Source organism: Martelella sp. AMO21009 (assembly GCF_053484295.1).
The window spans coordinates 19,752-39,226 of sequence record NZ_JBAKFR010000011.1 but is presented as its reverse complement, the minus strand read 5'-3'; the positions used below and the strand labels follow the sequence as shown (position 1 = coordinate 39,226).

18 protein-coding genes are annotated in these 19,475 nt (G+C 63.4%); 7 read left to right on the top strand and 11 right to left on the bottom strand.

What is annotated here, in order from left to right; translation table 11 throughout:
- Nucleotide 1: 1 nt before the first annotated feature.
- From trbJ to cueR, 8 genes are all read right to left on the bottom strand, one after another.
- Entirely contained in the window at nucleotides 2–775 is a 774-nt protein-coding gene (gene trbJ / locus V6766_RS13730; RefSeq protein WP_448467294.1) for a P-type conjugative transfer protein TrbJ, read from the bottom strand.
- Nucleotides 762–3,227: a conjugal transfer protein TrbE gene (gene trbE, locus V6766_RS13725; protein ID WP_448467292.1), complete on the bottom strand. Its 2,466-nt coding sequence runs from the start codon at nucleotides 3,225–3,227 to the stop codon at nucleotides 762–764. Before trbE ends, trbJ begins: the two co-directional genes overlap by 14 nt.
- A 16-nt stretch (nucleotides 3,228–3,243) precedes the next feature.
- Nucleotides 3,244–3,525 (bottom strand): VirB3 family type IV secretion system protein, encoded by a 282-nt coding sequence (locus V6766_RS13720; RefSeq protein ID WP_044409237.1) that lies wholly within the window; start codon nucleotides 3,523–3,525, stop codon nucleotides 3,244–3,246.
- Entirely contained in the window at nucleotides 3,525–3,857 is a 333-nt protein-coding gene (locus V6766_RS13715) for a TrbC/VirB2 family protein (protein WP_448467289.1), read from the bottom strand. The genes V6766_RS13720 and V6766_RS13715 overlap by 1 nt, the downstream gene beginning before the upstream one ends.
- Nucleotides 3,838–4,863, bottom strand: coding sequence for a P-type conjugative transfer ATPase TrbB (gene trbB, locus V6766_RS13710; protein ID WP_448467287.1), 1,026 nt, complete (start codon nucleotides 4,861–4,863; stop codon nucleotides 3,838–3,840). Before trbB ends, V6766_RS13715 begins: the two co-directional genes overlap by 20 nt.
- Before the next feature lie 228 nt (nucleotides 4,864–5,091).
- Nucleotides 5,092–6,483, bottom strand: a complete 1,392-nt coding sequence (locus V6766_RS13705; RefSeq protein ID WP_448467285.1) for a multicopper oxidase family protein — start codon at nucleotides 6,481–6,483, stop codon at nucleotides 5,092–5,094.
- A gap of 16 nt (nucleotides 6,484–6,499) precedes the next feature.
- Nucleotides 6,500–6,913 (bottom strand): c-type cytochrome, encoded by a 414-nt coding sequence (locus tag V6766_RS13700; protein ID WP_448467283.1) that lies wholly within the window; start codon nucleotides 6,911–6,913, stop codon nucleotides 6,500–6,502.
- On the bottom strand, nucleotides 6,910–7,308 hold the full coding sequence (gene cueR, locus V6766_RS13695; RefSeq protein WP_448467281.1) for a Cu(I)-responsive transcriptional regulator: 399 nt from the start codon (nucleotides 7,306–7,308) through the stop codon (nucleotides 6,910–6,912). Before cueR ends, V6766_RS13700 begins: the two co-directional genes overlap by 4 nt.
- 132 nt (nucleotides 7,309–7,440) lie before the next feature.
- Here cueR and V6766_RS13690 point away from each other — a divergent pair, with 132 nt between their 5' ends.
- The 6 genes from V6766_RS13690 to V6766_RS13665 all read left to right on the top strand — a co-directional run bounded on the left by V6766_RS13690 (nucleotide 7,441) and on the right by V6766_RS13665 (nucleotide 15,556).
- Nucleotides 7,441–8,295 (top strand): DUF305 domain-containing protein, encoded by an 855-nt coding sequence (locus V6766_RS13690; protein WP_448467279.1) that lies wholly within the window; start codon nucleotides 7,441–7,443, stop codon nucleotides 8,293–8,295.
- Between the two features lie 9 nt (nucleotides 8,296–8,304).
- The gene (locus V6766_RS13685) at nucleotides 8,305–9,066 is read left to right on the top strand and encodes a MauE/DoxX family redox-associated membrane protein (protein ID WP_448467277.1); all 762 of its coding nucleotides are present in this window, start codon (nucleotides 8,305–8,307) and stop codon (nucleotides 9,064–9,066) included.
- Between the two features lie 104 nt (nucleotides 9,067–9,170).
- Nucleotides 9,171–10,478, top strand: a complete 1,308-nt coding sequence (locus tag V6766_RS13680) for an APC family permease (protein WP_448467275.1) — start codon at nucleotides 9,171–9,173, stop codon at nucleotides 10,476–10,478.
- 89 nt (nucleotides 10,479–10,567) lie between these two features.
- On the top strand, nucleotides 10,568–12,949 hold the full coding sequence (locus tag V6766_RS13675) for a heavy metal translocating P-type ATPase (RefSeq protein WP_448467273.1): 2,382 nt from the start codon (nucleotides 10,568–10,570) through the stop codon (nucleotides 12,947–12,949).
- A gap of 36 nt (nucleotides 12,950–12,985) precedes the next feature.
- Complete coding sequence (locus V6766_RS13670; RefSeq protein ID WP_448467271.1) at nucleotides 12,986–14,509, top strand: multicopper oxidase family protein; 1,524 nt, start codon at nucleotides 12,986–12,988, stop codon at nucleotides 14,507–14,509.
- A gap of 36 nt (nucleotides 14,510–14,545) precedes the next feature.
- Nucleotides 14,546–15,556 (top strand): NAD-dependent epimerase/dehydratase family protein, encoded by a 1,011-nt coding sequence (locus tag V6766_RS13665; RefSeq protein ID WP_448467269.1) that lies wholly within the window; start codon nucleotides 14,546–14,548, stop codon nucleotides 15,554–15,556.
- 119 nt (nucleotides 15,557–15,675) lie between these two features.
- Here V6766_RS13665 and V6766_RS13660 read toward each other — a convergent pair whose 3' ends face one another.
- The 3 genes from V6766_RS13660 to V6766_RS13650 form a co-directional block, all read right to left on the bottom strand.
- On the bottom strand, nucleotides 15,676–16,104 hold the full coding sequence (locus tag V6766_RS13660) for a CopG family transcriptional regulator (RefSeq protein ID WP_292060112.1): 429 nt from the start codon (nucleotides 16,102–16,104) through the stop codon (nucleotides 15,676–15,678).
- A 3-nt stretch (nucleotides 16,105–16,107) separates the two neighbouring features.
- Complete coding sequence (locus V6766_RS13655) at nucleotides 16,108–18,093, bottom strand: conjugal transfer protein TraG (RefSeq protein ID WP_448467267.1); 1,986 nt, start codon at nucleotides 18,091–18,093, stop codon at nucleotides 16,108–16,110.
- A 243-nt stretch (nucleotides 18,094–18,336) separates the two neighbouring features.
- The gene (locus V6766_RS13650; protein ID WP_292060108.1) at nucleotides 18,337–18,984 is read right to left on the bottom strand and encodes a cation transporter; all 648 of its coding nucleotides are present in this window, start codon (nucleotides 18,982–18,984) and stop codon (nucleotides 18,337–18,339) included.
- Between the two features lie 66 nt (nucleotides 18,985–19,050).
- Between V6766_RS13650 and V6766_RS13645 the strand changes: the two genes are divergently transcribed.
- The gene (locus V6766_RS13645) at nucleotides 19,051–19,458 is read left to right on the top strand and encodes a MerR family transcriptional regulator (protein WP_292060106.1); all 408 of its coding nucleotides are present in this window, start codon (nucleotides 19,051–19,053) and stop codon (nucleotides 19,456–19,458) included.
- Nucleotides 19,459–19,475 lie beyond the last annotated feature (17 nt).

The following is a 19,475-nucleotide window of genomic DNA, read 5'->3' as shown; positions in this document are numbered from 1 at the left end:
GTCAGTTGTTGCCGGTGTTGAACATCTGCGCGTTGCCGGGCTGGTAGCCGCTGCCGGGCGTCAGGAAGCGCTCGCGCTGGAAGCGCCCCTGTTCGGCCGCGGCCGCGCGTTCGGCGTCCGTCAGCGCCTGGGCGCGGCCATTGGCGGCGATGACGGCCGTGAGATCGGAGAGCTGCTGCGCCTGCAATGCGAGAAGCTGGTTGCCGGCCTGGGTCGCCTGTAGCGCGCCGGTTGCGCCCTGGCTCCGATCGACCAGCGCTTCCATCTGAGCGCGGTTGGTCTCGATATTGCCCACCACGCCGGCCTGGACACGCATGGCGTCCTGTAGCCCGCCGACTGTGTTCTCCCAGCGGGAGCGCGCATCAGCCACGAGTTGCTGCTCGGAGGCGCTGATGTCGATATTGGCGTATTTCTGCTGGAAGGCCTGGTCGATCTGCTGAACGTCGAAGGCGATGTTCTGCGCCTGCTGAAGCAGGGACTGTGTGCGGCCGACCGCCTGCTGTAATTGCTGCAGCGAGGAGTAAGGCAGGCTTGTCAGGTTGCGCGCCTGGTTGATGAGCATCTGCGCTTCGTTCTGAAGCTGTGTGATCTGATTGTTGATCTGCTCGAGGGCGCGGGCTGCCTGCAGCACGTTCTGCGCATAGTTGGTGGGATCGTAGACGATCCAAGCTGCCGAGGCCGGTGGCGCCAGCACCATCGGCAGCACGGCGACCGGCGCGGCGATAAGCGCGGCGGCAAAGCGGGCCGCGCGCGAGCGGGATTTACGTGTCTTCATGGTCGGTCTCCTTCTGGGCTTGGTGGATGAGATTGCTGAGGTCGGGAATGAGATCGGCCGCCCAGTCAGCACCGCGCTCGCGCAGCCAGGCGGCGAGGAAGTCCGAGCTGCCGTGTTCGGTTAGAATGCGGGCGATCGCGGTCTGATCGGTCTTGGCGGAGGTGGCGCAGAGCGCCAGCGCCACTTCGCTCAAACCGAGCTCGAAGAGCCGGTTTCCGCGCCGCGACTGGCAGTAATAGTCGCGCTTCGGCGTGGCGCGCGCGAGGATCTCGATCTGGCGGTCGTTGAGGCCGAAGCGCCGGTAGATCGCGGTGATCTGTGGTTCGATCGCGCGCTCGTTCGGGAGGAGCAACCGCGTCTGGCAGCTTTCGATGATGGCCGGCGCAATGGCCGAACCGTCGATGTCGCTCAGGCTTTGCGTGGCGAAGACGACGGAGGCGTTCTTCTTCCGGAGCGTCTTCAGCCACTCGCGGAGCCGGCCGGCGAAGCCTTCGTCATCAAGCGCCAGCCAGCCCTCGTCGATGATGATGAGGGTTGGTGAGCCATCGAGCCGGTCCTCGATGCGGTGGAAGAGATAGGCCAGGACCGCGGGCGCCGCGCCGGTGCCGATCAGGCCCTCGGTCTCGAAGGCCTGCACGGTCGCCTCGCCGAGATGCTCGGACTCGGCGTCGAGCAGCCGCCCATAGGCGGCCCCGACGCAATAGGGCCTGAGCGCCTGTTTGAGATCGTTGGACTGGAGCAGGACGGCGAGGCCGGTGATCGTGCGTTCGCCGGCGGGCGCCGAGGCGAGCGAAGTCAGCGCCGTCCAGAGGTGCTCCTTCACCTCCGGCGTGATCTCGACGCCCTCGCGCATCAGGATCGCCACGACCCAGTCGGCGGCCCAGGCCCGCTCGGCCGTCGCTTCAAGACGCGAGAGCGGCTGCAGCGAGACGCTCTGATCATCGCCTTCGGTCAAACCGCCGCCCAGATCATGCCAGTCGCCGCCCATGGCGAGCGCGGCGGCGCGGATCGACCCGCCGAAATCGAAGGCGAAGACCTGCGAACCGGCGTAGCGGCGGAACTGCAGCGCCATCAGCGCGAGCAGCACGGACTTGCCCGCGCCGGTCGGGCCGACGACAAGCGTGTGTCCGACATCGCCGACATGAAGCGAAAACCGGAACGGGGTGGAGCCCTCGGTCTTGCCGAACAGCAGTGGGGGCGCTGCAAGGTGCTCGTCCCGTTCCGGCCCCGCCCACACGGCACTCAGGGGGATCATGTGGGCGAGATTGAGCGTGGAAATCGGCGGCTGTCGGACATTGGCGTAGACATGTCCGGGCAGCGATCCGAGCCACGCATCGACAGCGTTGATGGTTTCGGGCATCGCGGTGAAATCGCGGCCCTGGATGACCTTCTCGACCAGACGCAGCTTCTCGTCGGCAACGCGCGCGTCGGCGTCCCACACCGTCACCGTCGCGGTGACATAGGCGACGCCCGCATAGTCCGCGCCGAGCTCCTGCAGGGCGATGTCCGTATCGGCGGCCTTGTTCGAGGCGTCGGTGTCGACCAGCACCGAGGCCTCGTTGGTCATAACCTCCTTGAGGATAGCGGCGATCGACTTACGCTTGGCGAACCACTGGCGACGGATGCGGGTCAGCAGCTTCGTCGCATCGGTCTTGTCCATCAGGATGGCGCGGGTTGACCAGCGATAGGGAAAGGCGAGCCGGTTGAGCTCGTCGAGCAGTCCGGGCGTAGTCGCCGTAGGGAATCCGGTGATCGTCAGCACACGCAGATGCTCGTCGCCGAGCCGAGGCTCCAGCCCGCCGGCGAGCGGCTGATCGGCGAGCAGCGCGTCGAGATAAATCGGCGTCTCGGGGACTCGGACACGGTGGCGCTTCGTCGAAATGCAGCCGTGGAGGTAGGTCAGCGTCTCGGCGTCATCGAGCCACCGGCATTCGGGCATGAAGGCGTCGACCAGGCGGAGCACGCGATCGGTGCGGTCGGCGAAGCCGGTGAGGACCTGGTGTGGATCGACGCCTTTGGTCTCGCGGCCTTCATAGAGCCAGCTCTCGGCGCGCGCGGCATCCTCGGCCGGCGGCAGATATGTGAAGGTGAGGAAATAGCTCGACTCGAAATGCGCGCCGGCCTCTTCGAAGCTCGCCTTGCGCTCGGCATCGACCAGCGCGGATGCGGCATCGGGAAAGCGGCTGTCGGGATAGAGGTTCGAGGGGTGGCGCTGCGCTTCGACGAAAATCGCCCAACCCGAACCGAGGCGGCGGAAGGCGTTGTTCAGCCTGCCGGCAACAGCGATGAGCTCCGCGGGAACCGCGGAATCGAGGTCCGGCCCCCGGAAGCGCGCCGTGCGCTGAAAGCTGCCGTCCTTGTTGAGGACGGTGCCCTGGCCGACCAGTGCTACCCAAGGCAGGTAATCGGCGAGCCGGGTGTTGCGGTTGCGGTATTCGGCGAGGTTCATCATCGCTGCGCCTTCCCCCTCAGACGGTCAGATGCGCGGGAATGCGCAGATGGCGGCGGCCAACCTCGACGAAGAGCGGATCGCGCTTGGCGGCCCAGACCGCCGCGATGTGTCCGATCGCCCAGATCGCGATGCCGACCAGCCAGAGCCGCAGACCGAGACCGACCGCACCGGCCAGCGTGCCGTTCATGATGGCGATGGCGCGCGGCGCACCGCCCAGCAGGATCGGTTCGGTCAGCGCCCGGTGAACGGGAACTGAGAAGCCGAGCAGTTCCCCGCTGTGCCCTTCGTCGGCGGCCATCAGATCAGCGCCCCGCCGCCGAAGGAGAAGAAGGACAGGAAGAAGGAGCTCGCCGCAAAGGCGATCGAGAGGCCGAAGACAATCTGGATCAGGCGCCGGAACCCGCCGGACGTGTCGCCGAAAGCAAGCGTCAGGCCGGTGATGATAATGATGATAACGGCGATGATCTTGGCGACCGGGCCCTCGATGGATTCGAGGATCGACTGGAGCGGCGCCTCCCAGGGCATGGACGAGCCGGAGGCGTGCGCGGTGGGCGCCGTCATCATGGCGATGACCGCCACCGACGCGGCGGTCGCCAATCGCCGGCGAGTGTTATGCAGGATCTGGTTCATGGGAGCTTTCCTTTGCGGTTGCTGTGGGAAGAGGTGCGTCCGGAGCGGCGATCGCTCCCGCGAGGCGATAATCGCCGTCGGGCGTGAGGCCCTCGACGCGGGCGAGCTCTGGGAGGCGACGGGCGGAGCCGCGTCCGGACAGCACGGCCACGAGATCGATGGTCTCCGCGATCAACGCGCGCGGGACGGTGACGACGGCTTCCTGGATGAGTTGCTCGAGCCGGCGCAGCGCGCCGAGCGCCGATCCCGCGTGGATCGTGCCGACGCCGCCCGGATGGCCGGTGCCCCAGGCTTTGAGGAGATCGAGTGCCTCGCTGCCGCGAACCTCGCCGATGGGAATCCGGTCGGGCCGCAGGCGCAGGGACGATCGGACGAGGTCGGAGAGTGAAGCGACGCCGTCCTTCGTCCGCATGGCGACAAGGTTGGGTGCGGCGCATTGCAGTTCGCGCGTATCCTCGATGATGACAACGCGGTCGGCGGTCTTCGCGACCTCGGCCAGCAGCGCATTGGTGAGCGTGGTCTTGCCGGTCGAGGTGCCGCCCGCGACGAGGATGTTAGCGCGCGCGACGACGCCGGCCCGCAATGCCGACGCCTGATCGGCCGTCATGATGCCGGCGGCGACATAGTCGTCGAGGGAGAACACCGCGACGGCCGGCTTGCGGATCGCGAAAGCCGGCGCAGCCACGACAGGAGGGAGAAGCCCCTCGAACCGCTCCCCCGTTCCGGGCAGTTCCGCCGAGACACGCGGGCTCGCCGCATGGACCTCGGCGCCGACATGGTGAGCGACCAGACGGATGATGCGTTCGCCGTCTTCCGGTGCCAAGCGCTCGCCCGTATCGGATAGACCCTCGGAGAGACGGTCGATCCACAACCGCCCGTCAGGGTTCAGCATCACCTCGACGACGCCGGGATCTTCCAGGAACGTCGCGATGGCCGGACCGAGCGCGGTGCGCAGCATCCGTGCGCCGCGTGCGATCCCTTCCGAATTGTGATGTGAGGCTGCCATCCGATCCCCAATTCCAGCGGGGACAAACGGACGATCCCCATGCGGGGATGATTAAAAGAGCCTGAGTTATGGCTGATTCAACAAGGAATTAGCGGCGTCGTAGTGTAGCGTGTGAAAACAGGAGAACGGCGATCCGTTCCTGCCCGGCTGCTTCCGGAAATTGCGGAAGATTTGCGAGTTGCTCGGTTCTTCGATTGACTGCCGTTGCAGAGTGCGGCTGGATTTACCTCATCTCACACGAAGCCATGTCATCATTCCGCCGGCGGAATGTTCCAGCATGTGGCAGTGAAGCAGCCAATCACCGGGATTATCGGCGACGAAGGCAATCTCGACGCTCTCGTCACGGTCCATCAGCAGTGTATCCCTCAGCGGACCTGTCGTGCCGTCGCGCAAGACCTGTCTGAAATGGTGTCCGTGCAAATGCATGGCATGCGGCCAAGCCGTATCATTGACGATGGCGACCTTGACTGTCTCTCCTGCGCGCGCTTCGAGAAGAGGATTATCGGGCATGTCCGCCATGCCGTTGAATGCCCAGACCTTGCCGGCACTCACCAGTTCGGACATGCCCATCATACGGCCGGACATCGTAGCGCCTCGCATTGATCCCATGGCGCCTCCTTCCATTCGCAATTCGATGCGGCGCGCCTCATTGACCGCACCGAGAGCAGACACCGGATTGGCTGGCAGGGCGTTGGGTGCAGGCAATCGTTCGGCATGCGCTTCGCCGTCGACATCGAAGGTCGCCAGTGCATAGCCGGAATTGCCCTCAAGCCCTACGAGATAGGCCTTCTCGTCAACGGTTGCGGTCACGTCGACAACGAGATCGGCGCGCTGCGCCGGGGCGAGAGTGAGTTGGTCGAAGCGCCGGGGTGCGTCCAGCGGCATGCCGTCGAGCGCGACGATCCAGCCTTCTAGACCCTGAGCGGCGACATTGAAAATTCTGGCATTTGCCGCATTGATGAGGCGAAGGCGTATCCGCGCATTGCGTGCGACCATGCGGCGCCAGCCGCCCGTGCCATTGACGGTCACCCAGTTGCCGATGCGGCCCGCATGGGCCCAGTCATGCATGTCGTTGAAGCCGCCGGCGATCTGCCCGTCTTCGGAGAGGCGCCAGTCGTCGATCAGCAAGACCTCATCGAGATCGACCTCCGGCGCACCGTTGGTCTCTTCCACAATCAGGGCGCCAGACAGGCCGCGCGCCATCTGCTCCCAGGCCCGGTTATGCGGATGGAACCAGTAGGTGCCGGCATCCGGCAGCTCGAAGTCGTAGAGGTAGCTGTCGCCCGGCGCGACGACGGACTGGGTGAGACCGGGGACGCCGTCCATGGCATTGTCGATGCGAATCCCGTGCCAATGAACGGTTCCCGGCTGGTCGAGATCGTTGCGGAACAGCCGGCGCAGACGCTCGCCCTGACGAAGCCGGATCGGAGCACCGGGAACGGCGCCGTTGTAGGACCACACCGCCGTGTCCGGATAGTCGGCTGGCGCGATGCGCGCAGTCGCCGCACGCGCCGTGAGTGTTTCGGCCGCCTCCGTCTGCGCATGCAACGGGCGCGGAAGAGCCGATGCCGCCGCAGTGGCGACCAGGCCGGAGATCATGGTTCGTCTTGTTAGATGCATGTCGTCACTGTCTCCACTACTCGATGCTGTTTGCCCGCTGCAGCGCGCGGACATAGGCAACGATCTTTTCGACCTCGGCTCGGTTCACCCCATCGACGGGCGGCATATTTCCGAACCGCCAATGATGGGCGCGCACGCCATTCTGTACCGCCAGTTGGAAGGCGATGTCGGCATGGTGGTTCGGTTCATAGATGCGATGGACGAATGGTGGGCCTTGATCTGTGCCCGTGGCGTTCTCGCCATGGCAGACGGCGCAGTTGGCTGCAAACAGGTCTGCGCCATCGGCGGCAGCGCCTTCCAGATCGGGCAGGCGCACGGTCGTACTGGCTTGCGACGATCGGGCCGGCTCGTCCTGCGCGGGCAGGAACCAGGCTCCAACACCGGCCACGATCAGGGCGATGGCTCCCACTGCCACGATTTTCTTGTTCACTGCGTCGCCTCGCTTCCCGAAAGATCGTCGAGTATGGGGCAATCGGGACGATCGTCGCCGTGGCAGCGATGGATCAGCGTTTCGAGCGTGCGGCGGAGAGTCTCAAGCTCGGCGATCTTGGACGTGATCCGGTCCAGGTGATCGCTGGCTATGTTTCTCACGTCGGCGCTTGCCCGGTCACGATCCTCGTAGAGCGACATTAGGGAGCGACAGTCTTCGATCGAGAAGCCCAACGATCGCGCGCGCGACAGGAACGCCAGTTTGTACACGTCGGCCTCGCTGAAGGCGCGGTAGCCGTTCTGGCCGCGCTTCGGCCGAACGAGACCTATGTCCTCATAGTAGCGGATCGTCTTTGCGGGCAGGCCGCTCGCTTCGGCGACGTCTCCAATGTTCATGGGCGCATCCTCCTGATGCACGGTAATATAGGGATTCCAGCTACTGGAAGGTCAAGCCCCTTTGCGACTTTGGAACCTTCCTGCGCTGGAAGGTCGTTAATTAGGGAACCGAACAAAACATGGAGGCAAAGCATGCATTACGGCCGCTTCTTCGCGATGATCGCCACATCGACCGTGGTGATGTTCGGATTGATGTATCTGAACACCTATCTTCTCAGCCACGTCTTCTGGTCGGAGACCCGGGCCTATATGGCCCTTGTGATGGGCGCGTCCATGGCGGTCATCATGCTCGCCTTCATGCTGTCCATGTACGCGAACCGTACCGCGAACATCGCCATTTTCGCCGGTTCGGTTGTCGTCTTCGCTGCTGCACTATGGCTGGTGCGCAGCCAGGTTACCGTCGAGGACCGCAGCTACATGAGCGCAATGATCCCGCACCATTCGATCGCGATCATGACGTCGAGCCGCGCCAACATAACCGATCCGCGGGTGCGCACCCTGGCCGACGACATCATCTACGCCCAGGACAAGGAGATCGCCGAGATGCGCTATCTGATCGCCGGCATCGACGCCAACGGGAAGGCCACGCAGCGCGCGGCGACGACTCCGGCGGAGCTTGTCGGCGCTGAGGAAGCGCTCGCCAGTGAAGAACTTTCCAAGGTCGATCCGGAGTTCCTGACCGAGGACGAGATCGCTCGGGTTTTTCCGGATGGCGCAGCCTGCCGCTTCACCTATACCGAGGGCAGCCCGCCCGTTCTGGTCGCGGGCGAGATCGCGGAAGGATCGGCTGCTTTGGTCAAGATCAGCGGCGACCTCGTTCGCCTCGACGCAAGCGAAACCGGCCCCGAAGGGGGCACGTTCACCGCCGAGCCGCTCTCGGCTGAACTGCATGAGACCGACAGCGGCGATCTTTACGATCTGGTAGTGACGGCCGGCGCGGAGTACGAGGCCGGCTTCCGCGGCCAGTACGCCTGCGCGGGCTCCTAGGAGGCGGTGATGGCGAAGCATGGAACCCGGACCGCGCAACTCTATCGCATGGTGATGCCCGATCACCTCTGCCCCTACGGCCTGAAGTCGAAGGATCTTCTCAAGCGTCGGGGCTTTGAGGTTGAGGACCATCACTTGACCACGCGCGAAGAGACCGACTCCTTCATGGAGGACCAAGGTGTGGAGACGACGCCGCAGACCTTCATCGGTGGCGAACGGGTCGGTGGTTACGACGATCTGCGGGTCTATTTCGAGATCGATCCGCCGCCGGAGGCGCAAAGCGACACCTCCTACAGGCCGGTTATCGCCATTTTCGCGGTAGCCGCCCTGCTGGCGCTGGGGTTGTCTTGGAACCAATACGGCACGGTGCTGACGCTGCGGGCGCTTGAGTGGTTCATCTCGCTGTCGATGACCATTCTGGCGATCCAGAAATTGCAGAATGTCGAGAGCTTCTCGACCATGTTCCTGAACTACGACCTGCTGGCGCGCCGGTGGGTGCCCTATGGCACGATCTATCCGTTTGGCGAGGCGCTGGCCGGTATCCTGATGACGGCCGGCATCCTCGCCTGGATATCGGCGCCGGTGGCGCTGTTCATCGGCACGGTCGGCGCTGTCAGCATCTTCAAGGCGGTCTACATCGACAAGCGCGAGCTTAAATGCGCCTGTGTTGGGGGCAGCTCTTCGGTGCCGCTCGGCTTCGTCTCCCTGACCGAAAGCCTCATGATGATGGCCATGGGCATCTGGATGCCGCTCAAGGCATTCCTGATCTGATCCATCCGCCGACCCTTGACCCTCCAGTTGCTGGAACCTTTAAATAGATCAGCGACTCGGCGTCACTCGCCGACACTGGGAAAAGCGATTTCGAGCGGACGATCATGACGGACTACAAAAAAGACAGCATTACTTTGCCTGGCGCCATCGCCATGGGCACCGGGGTCATGATCGGGGCGGGGATCCTCGCTCTGACCGGGCAGATGGCGGAATTGGCCGGACCTCTGTTTCCGCTCTCCTTTATTGCCGGCGCCATCGTCACGGCCTTCAGCGCCTACACCTATGTCAAAATGTCGAACGCCTATCCCTCGGCCGGTGGCATCGGCATGATCCTGGTCAAGGCCTACGGGCCGACGACCGTCGCGGCAGGCGCGGCGCTTTTGATGGCGCTGTCGATGGTCATCAACGAGAGCCTCGTCGCGCGAACCTTCGCCGCCTATGCGCTGCGGGGATTGGGGATTGAGCCCACAGGCTGGCTGGTGCCGACCATCGGCGTCGCCGTCATCGTCTTCGCCTGGCTTGTGAACGTGTCGGGAAACCGGTCGGTCGGGTTGCTGTCTATTGTGATGGCGTTCCTGAAGGTTTTCGGGATCGCATTGTTCGGCGTTGCGGCGCTTTGGGCCGGTGGTTTTTCCTTCGAGGCGACGGGCGGCGAGACCGGGGCGGGAGGGTTTCTGGCTTCAGCTGCGCTCGCTATCCTCGCCTTCAAGGGGTTTACGACGATCACCAACAGCGGCGCCGAGATCACCGAGCCGCACCGCAATGTCGGCCGCGCCATCGTGGTCTCGATCGCGATCTGCGTCGTCGTCTATCTCCTTGTGGCTTTCGCGGTCGGCTCTAGCCTGCCGCTCGATCGTATCATCGCCGCCAAGGATTATGCGCTGGCCGAGGCGGCGGCACCGGCCTTCGGGCAGGTTGGTTTCTATCTGACGGTGGCTCTGGCCCTGATTGCTACGGCGTCCGGCCTGATCGCCAGCGTTTTCGCGGTCTCGCGCATGCTGGCCATGCTGACCGACATGAAGCTCGTGCCGCACAGCCATTTCGGTATGCCAGGGGTGATCCGTGATCATACGCTCGTCTACACTGTGGTGATCGCCAGCCTTCTGACCATCTTCTTCGATCTCGGCCGGATCGCCTCGCTCGGCGCGTTCTTCTATCTGGTGATGGACATGGTCATCCACTGGGGTGTGTACCGGAACCTCAGGCATGACATCGGCGCCCGGTCATGGATCCTGCTGACGGCGATCACGCTCGACGCGGTGGTGCTCGCAGCCTTCGGACTGATGAAGTGGCAGGCGGACCCGGCGATCGTCTTCATTGCCGTCGGCGGGATTGCCGTCGTCTTTGCCTTCGAGGCGGTATTCCTGCGGCTTCGTCCGCCGTCGACCGGTCACATGCATCATTCGGGCTGAGCTGGAAGATAAAAGGACAATCAGGCTCTTGACATTCCAGTTACTGGAAGCACTACCGTGTGCGCCAAGTCAGTCAGGAAGCATTCGAAATGGCGCAGCATTCTCAACAGCATCACGACCAAACGTCGCACAATCACGATGGCCACGATCATGCCGGCCATGATCACCCGGCTCCGAAAGCCGGCGAAACGGCAACCGATCCCGTTTGCGGGATGACGGTGACGATCAAGCCGGAGGCGCGCATGCGAGACTTCGGGGGTGACACCTTCTACTTTTGCTCCGATGGCTGCGGGACGAAGTTCGATGCCGATCCGTATTTTTACGCCTCGGGCAACGCGGCGAAGGTCGGCAAGCGTGCGCCGCAGGGCACGCAGTGGACCTGTCCCATGCATCCGGAGATCGTGCGTGACGAACCCGGCGCCTGCCCGAAATGCGGCATGGCGCTCGAGCCGATGGTGCCGTCCGACGAGCCAAGCGAGGAACTGACCGATTTCACGCGGCGGATGTGGATCAGCGCCGCCGCTGCGGTGCCCCTGGTGATCCTGACGATGGGTGAACTGGTCGGTCTTCCCGTCCGCGACTGGATCGGCCATCAGATCGCGATCTACTTAGAGTTTCTCCTCGCCACGCCGATCGTGCTGTGGGCGGCGCTGCCGTTTTTCCAGCGCGGCTGGGACTCCGTAAAGAACCGATCGCCCAACATGTGGACGCTCATATCGCTCGGTGTCGGCGCGGCCTATCTCTACTCCCTCGTCGCGACCTTCCTGCCCGGCGTCTTTCCCGAGCAGTACCGGATGGGGGGCATGGTCGGCACCTACTACGAGGCCGCGGTCGTCATCATCGCGCTGATCTTCGTCGGTCAGGTGCTGGAGTTGCGTGCCCGCGAGCGCACCGGCGACGCTATCCGGGCGCTGATGGACCTTGCGCCCAAGACCGCGCGACGCATCCTGTCCGACGGCTCCGAATATGACGCGCCGCTGGAGAACATTGTCGAAGGCGACCTGCTACGCGTACGCCCCGGCGACAGCGTGCCGGTCGACGGTGAAGTGGCCGAGGGCCGGTCTTCGATCGACGAGAGTATGATCACCGGCGAGGCCGTCCCCATCGAGAAAACCGAGGGCGACCGGGTGACCGGCGGAACGATCAACAAGAACGGCACGCTGGCGATTCGCGCGACGGCGGTCGGCTCAGACACGGTGCTTGCGCAGATCGTCGACATGGTGGCCGGGGCGCGCCGTTCGCGCGCGCCCATTCAAGGCCTGGCCGATCGGGTCTCGGAAGTCTTCGTACCGACGGTCGTCGGCATCGCCATCCTCGCCTTTGTCGTCTGGCTTTTTGCCGGACCGAGTCCCGCCTTCGTCTTCGCAATCGCGGCGGCAGTGTCGGTCCTGATCATCGCCTGTCCCTGCGCGCTCGGGCTTGCAACGCCGATCTCGATCACCACGGCGGCGGGACGCGGCGCGCAGGCCGGCGTTCTCATCAAGGACGCCGAGGCGCTGGAGCGCATGGCGCGCGTCGACACGCTGATCGTCGACAAGACCGGAACGCTGACCGAGGGACGGCCGAAGCTGACCGATGTGGTCGCCCTTGGGGATATTCCGGAGGACGACGTTCTCGCATTGGCGGCAGCCTTGGAGCGCGGTTCCGAACATCCCTTGGCCGAAGCCATTCTCGAGGGCGCGCGGGAGCGGGGCGTGCCACTCGACAAGGCCACGGACTTTGAAGCCGTCACCGGCAAGGGCGTGACGGGAACAGTGGGCGGCCGCTCCATTGCGCTCGGCAACACCGCGCTAATGCAGGCAATCGGCGGTGACGCCGCTAGCGGTGAGGAGAAGGCCGACGCGCTGAGGACCGAGGGCAAGACCGCCATGTTCGTCGCCGTAGACGGCACCCTTGCCGGTATCGTCGCCGTGGCGGACCCCATCAAGGAAACGACGGCGGCCGCGATTCGTGATCTGCATGCGCAGGGTTTGCGCGTCATCATGGCGACCGGCGACAACCAGCGCACCGCGGAGGCGGTGGCGGCAAAGCTCGGCATTGACGACGTGCGCGCCGGCGTTCTGCCGGAAGGCAAGAAAGCCTTTGTCGACGAATTGCGCGCGGCGGGCCGTTCGGTCGCCATGGCGGGCGACGGCGTCAACGACGCGCCGGCGCTCGCCGCTGCCGATGTCGGCATTGCCATGGGCACGGGCGCCGATGTTGCCGTGGAAAGTGCAGGGCTAACACTGCTGGGCGGCGATCTCACCGGGATCGTACGGGCGCGAAAGCTCGCGAAGGCGACCCTGCGCAACATCAAGCAGAACCTGTTCTTTGCCTTCGTCTACAACACGGCCGGCGTGCCGATCGCAGCCGGTGTGCTTTACCCCGTCTTCGGCCTGTTGCTCTCGCCGATGATCGCGGCCGCCGCCATGTCGCTGTCGTCGGTCTCGGTGATCGCCAACGCGCTCAGACTGCGGCGGCTGGACCTCTGAATTCGGAATTGAACGCGTTTTGCTCAAGGTGTCAAAATGGCTCCACTCTCACGTCGCAGTTTCCTGGCATCCGGCGCTGCCGCCGGCATCATGGCGTCGCTTCCCGGCACCGTGTACGCGCAAGCTTCCACCAAGGCCAATGCGCTCACATTGCGCGCCGTGCGTCGCACGATCGAAGTCGACGGCCGTGCCGCCTCGGTCCTGGGTCTTGTCGACGGCTCCGGAAGGCCCGGACTGATCCTCGATCCCGGTCAGCGCTTTCGTGTCGACCTCACGAACGATCTCGATGTCGAGACCATCGTGCACTGGCATGGTCAGATCCCGCCGAACGCCCAGGACGGCGTGTCGAACACGAGCCCGATGATTCCGGCGGGCGGCAGCCGATCCTTTGATTTTGCGCCCCGTACCGGAACGTTCTGGATGCACAGCCATGTCCCGGCTCAGGAGGTCGATCAGCTCGCAGCGCCCCTGATCGTTCGAAGTGCCGAAGATCTGGCTGCTGACAGGCAGGAGGTCGTTCTCTTCCTGCATGACTTTTCCTTCCGCTCCGGCGAAGAGGTCCTTGAGGAGATCACGTCCGGCCGCGCGATGCCGCATGGCGAGGTGCAAGAAGGAAGCCACTCCATGGGAGAATTCCCTCGGCGGATCGTCGGGCATCACGAATCCGATCCGATGTCCATGCCAATGCCGAACGCGATGTCGGGCGGCATGGCGGGGATGGGCCACGACTCCGGAATGGAGATGGATCTCAACGACTTCGAATTCGATGCCTATCTCGCCAATGACCGGACCCTGGACGATCCCGAGGTGATCGCGGTCGAGCGGGGTGGACGCGTTCTCCTGCGTGCCATCAACGCGGCGTCGATGACGGCATTCTGGATCGATCTCGGATCGGTGGTCGGTCGCCTGGTTGCCGTCGACGGAGATGCCGTAGAGCCCATGGAAGGAACGCGCTTCGGCTTCGCGCAAGGGCAACGGCTCGACATCGAGATTGATATGCCAGCAGACGGATCGGTCTTGCCTGTCCTGGCCTTGCGCGAAGGCGCACCGCAAAGGACCGGTATCGTGCTTGCCCCGCGCGGCGCCGAGGTGCGACGCATCTCTTCCACGGCGGACGCCGAGCATCCGGCCTATTCCGGCGACATGACGACGGAGTTGGCGCTCCGTGCCCTCAATCCTCTCCCGGATCGGCCGGTGGACCGGACGCATATGGTCATGCTGGGCGGGCAGATGAGCCCTTATGTGTGGTCGCTCAACGGGCAACTCTGGGGCAGCCATACGCCGGTCGCGGTCATGTCGGGCGAGCGTGTCGAGATGATGTTCCACAACATGTCGATGATGGCGCACCCGATGCATCTCCACGGACACGCTTTCCAGGTAGTGGACGTCAATGGTCAGCGGATCGCCGGCGCCGTCCGTGATACGGTGCATGTTCCGCCGATGGGGATGGTATCGATTGCCTTCGATGCCGGTGAGGTCGCGCCTTGGATGCTCCATTGTCATCACATGGCGCACATGGCCGCCGGAATGATGAGCGAACTCGATGTCCGGTCGGCCTGATGCGCGCGCGGCCTTCGATCGGATCAAGCGCTGACGATGAGTAATCGGAGTGTCTTGATCGTCGGAGGCTACGGCCAGGTCGGACGCGCCATGGCGGCTCGGTTGCGGCAGATGGGCTGCACTGCCGTGACCATCGGCGGGCGGAGACGTGCGCCCGCCCAAGGCGTCGCGGAGAAGCTGGGCTATCGCTGGACGACGCTCGACCTGAACGACGGGCGAACCTGGTCAGGAGCGCTTGAAGGAATAGACGTTGTCGTCGTTTGCATGGATCAGGATGGGCCGGCCTTCGCCGAAGCGGTTCTGGAGCGGGGTCTTGGCTATATCGATATCACGGCTTCTGACGACCTTTTCCGGCAGATTGAGGCGCTCGAGGCCTTTGCGATTGCGAGCGGTGGATGGGCCGTGCTTTCCGTGGGCCTCGCGCCTGGCCTGACAAATCTCATGGCGCAGGCCTGTGCAGACGGCATGGATCAGGTCGAGAAAATAGAGATCGGTATCCTCCTCGGTCTCGGGGACGCTCATGGAACGGCCGCGTTGAATTGGACATTGGAGAACCTGCGTCCGTATCCCTCATCCGCAATCCGCAGGATCGCGTTCGGAAGCCGATCTGTTCAACGAGCATCTGTCCCGTTCGATTTCGCGGACCAGCACGTCCTGATGCGGCGCCACGGCTATGAGCGCGTGACGACGCGCCTTGCGTTCGATACGCCGCTTGTGACGGCAGGGGGATTGCGTCTTCTCGGTCACCTTGGTCGGATCCAGGGGATGCGCGGCGTTATGAGATGGCTGTTTTCAAAGTTTCGGGTCGGATCGGACCGGGTGGGATTGTCGGTCACCGCCGTTGGTCGAACGCAAGGAAAGCCGTTTCGACGTTTCATGTCATTCGAGGCCAGGAAGGAAGCGGAGATCACTGCGCTGATGGCATCTCAAACAATCGTGCTCATGCTTGATGAGCCGCCGCAGACCGGCATCCATCATCTGGAAGAAATCCGCGGGATTGATGACTTTGCTGATGGTCTGCGAGGCGAGGGTAGCGTCCTTGCCTAAAGGTAGCCCCTAACATGGATACCCGACGGTCGGCAGAAATCCTGTGATGGCCTCATTGGCATGATAGGAAATTGCCAAGGCGTTCCCGTCCGGCCATTTCACACGAGTTCGTTTTGGCCTCACCTGGCCTCTCTCTCCACGTCTTCCGGTATCTCCTGCCGAAGCTTCGGTCCCTTGGCGATACGGCGGCCGAGCGCGGTGATGAAAGACTCGTAGCGCTCTGCGGCCCTGGCGCGAGCTGCCTGGGCGGCCGGTTCCGGAAGTGCCGGCGTTGTGGTGAGCCAGAATCTAACGAAGACGGCCAGCGTTTCGATAGAGATACCGAGATCTCGTTCCAGACGGGAGATGCGCCTGTCGATCTGATCCAGCCGCTTGGCAATGACGGCCTCGCGCCTTTCAGCATCGTCGGGTGAAAGAAAGGAGGCGATCGCCGCCTCCGCGATCATCGACTGCGATTGCTCGCGCCGCGCTGCATAGTCCGACAGCATCGCCATGATGTCCGGGTCAAGATAGACTGAGATCTGCGTCTTTTTCTTTCGAGCAGACATGGGCTAGAGGTCCATCCCGTCTTTGGGGTCGAGCGAAACCTGTCGCGCCACGCGCTGCATCGTGCGGTTCATCCGACTATTGCGCGCGACTTCTTCCTGATCATCATCGAAGGGGTCGATCTCGAATTCGTTTTCGATTGGCTCCTTTTTCTCGACGGGCTGGGCGCGGCCGAGCTCCGGCTGGCGGCGCCGTTCGGAATCGGTGGTGTCCTCCTCGTCGTCAGCGCTGCCAGAGCCGTTGGCGTGTAGGGTCGGCCTGGGTGGCAATGGCAGTGTACTCCATTCGTCTTGTTCGACCTCGACAGGCGCTGCTTTAGTTGGCGGTGGCAGAATGCGATCTTGGAAACGGGGGTCCTGGTAGTAGCGAACTTTCTTCGCGCGGATCGGCGATATGCCCGCGACCATGACGATTTCGTCCGCCGGCGGGAGTTGCATGACCTCGCCAGGCGTCAGAAGCGGCCGAGCCGTTTCCTGCCGCGACACCATCAAATGACCGAGCCAGGGCGAGAGCCTGTGCCCGGCATAGTTTTTCATCGCCCGCATCTCTGTCGCCGTGCCGAGGGCGTCTGATACCCGTTTGGCGGTGCGTTCGTCATTGGTCGCGAAGCTCACCCGGACGTGGCAATTGTCGAGGATCGAATTGTTCGGGCCGTAGGCCTTCTCGATCTGGTTCAGCGACTGGGCGATCAGAAAGCTCTTGAGCCCGTAGCCCGCCATGAAGGCGAGCGCGCTCTCGAAAAAGTCGAGGCGGCCGAGTGCTGGAAACTCGTCTAGCATCAGCAGCAATTTGTGCCGCGCGGTCCTGGCCTGCAGGTCTTCGGTCAGCCGCCGGCCGATCTGATTGAGTATGAGACGGATGAGCGGCTTTGTCCGATTGATGTCGGAGGGCGGCACGACGAGATAGAGCGTCGCCGGACGCTTGGCGCTGACCATGTCGGTGATGCGCCAGTCGCAGCGGCGCGTCACCTTCGCGACGACAGGATCGCGGTAGAGCCCGAGGAACGACATGGCGGTAGAAAGGACGCCGCTGCGTTCGTTGTCCGACTTGTTGAGCAGTTCCCGCGCAGCGCTAGCAATGACTGGATGCGGGCCGACCTCGCCAAGATGCGCCGTCTTCATCATGGCGGCGAGTGTGGATTCGATGGGACGCTTTGGATCGGAGAGGAAGGCGGCGACGCCGGCAAGCGTCTTGTCCTCCTCGGCGTAGAGGACGTGGAGAATGGCGCCGACCAGGAGCGCGTGGCTGGTCTTCTCCCAGTGATTGCGCTTTTCGAGTGAGCCCTCAGGATCAACGAGGATATCAGCGATGTTCTGGACATCGCGGACCTCCCACTCGCCGCGGCGAACCTCAAGCAAAGGATTGTAGGCGGACGAGTTCGGGTTGGTCGGGTCGAACAGGAGCACGCGGCCGTGCCGGACGCGAAAGCCTGCCGTGAGCTGCCAGTTCTCCCCCTTGATGTCGTGGACGATGGCCGAGCCCGGCCAAGTCAGAAGCGACGGAATGACCAGACCGACGCCCTTGCCCGAGCGGGTCGGCGCGAAGCACAACACATGCTCCGGTCCCTCATGCCGAAGATAGTCGTCCTTGAGCTTACCCAGGACGACGCCATCGGGGCCAAGCAGACCGGCAGACTTGATCTCATCAGCTTTCGCCCATCTTGCCGATCCATAGGTGAAAACGTTCGGCGCCTCGCGAGCACGCCAGACCGACATAAGAATGGCTACAGCAATTGCCAGGAAGCCGCCCGAGGCAGCAATGATGGCTCCCTCAATGAAGATCGGAGGGGCATAGGCATCGTAGAAATACCACCACCAGAAGAACGCGGGTGGATAGTAAATCGGCCACCCTCCGACTTCGAACCAGGGCGCGCCGAGTTGCGCCTGAAAGCCTAGGCGCCAGGCGGTCCACTCTGTCGCCGCCCAGGTAGTGGTGAGGACGATGGTGAAAACGACGAGGATCTGCCCCCAGAGGATTTTCGTACCTGACATGGTTCAAGTCTCGCGCAAATATCGGAACGCTGAGCGGCATGATCAGGGACAACAAGTCCATTTTCTCACGGATCGTAAGAACGGCGACCAACGGATAAACAACGGCGGGAGGGACGGAAACTTAAGAAAACAATTCGTCAGTTGAAATGGGGCACCGATTATTGGCTGTGAAATTGGTCAGGTGATCGCAGCGAGGGACCTGCAGCGCGTACAAGGGTCTCCACGGATCAACGAGACGGCTTTTTACCGCAACATGTGGACGCCATGAACGCGCCCGGCCTCCCGCCACTCGCGCGAGGCGTCTCGGAGGATGGTGGCGGCGCCGTGGATCGCGAGCACTGCCATGAGGCTGGCTACGACGAAATCCGGCCAGCCTGTTCCGGTGCCGAACACGCCCAGAGCTGCGAGCAGAACGGCCACATTAGCGACCACGTCGTTTCGGGAACAGATCCACACAGAGCGCATGTTGGCATCCCCTTCTCGAAAGGCCGTCAACAGGAACAGACATGCGACATTCATCACCAATGCAAGCGTGCCGATTATCCCCATCGTAGCCGCATGAGGCACCGAGCCGTTGGCCAAGTGCCAGACAACGGTCGCTAGTACCCAGAGCCCGAAGATCCCCATCGACGCTCCCTTCACCCATGCCGCTCCAGCGCGCCAACGCAGGCTTGACCCGAAAACAGCCAGGCTGATGGCGTAGTTCGCGGCGTCTGCAAAGAAATCCAGCGCATCGGCCTGAAGCGCCGCGGAGCCGGCGACAAGGCCAGCCACGATCTCGGCGATAAACATCCCGGCATTGATGGCGAGGACGATCCAGAGCACACGGCGAAAGCGCGGTGAGCCGTTGTTGGACGACGAGGCACAGGTTTCGGATGAGCAGCAGGCCATAGGCGACTCCCATATTTTCGATTTTGCTCTATTCTCTAGCGTCTATAGTAACTATAGGGTCAAGCGATGCGTGACGACGGCTATCAAATTGGCGATCTTGCGCGGCACACGGGCACGAAGGTCGTGACGATCCGCTACTACGAGAAAATCGGCCTCTTGCCCGAAGCCGGGCGCAGCGCTGGAAACTACCGCGTCTATGGTCAAGCTGAATTGGACCGGCTTCGCTTCATTCGTCGATGCCGGGCGCTGGGCTTCTCTCTGGATCAGGTGAAGGAACTTGTCGCTCTGGCCTCGGACGAGGAACGCCCTTGCGCGGAAGTTGACGCCTTGACCCGAGAGCATCTCGACGAGATCGAGCGCAAGATCGCCGATCTCAAATCTCTTGCCGACCAGCTTCGTCGCATCAGCGCAAGCTGCGACGGTGCGACCCACATCTCGAATTGTCGCATCATCGAGGCGCTCAGCGAAGCGTGAGACTGATGGCGACCTGA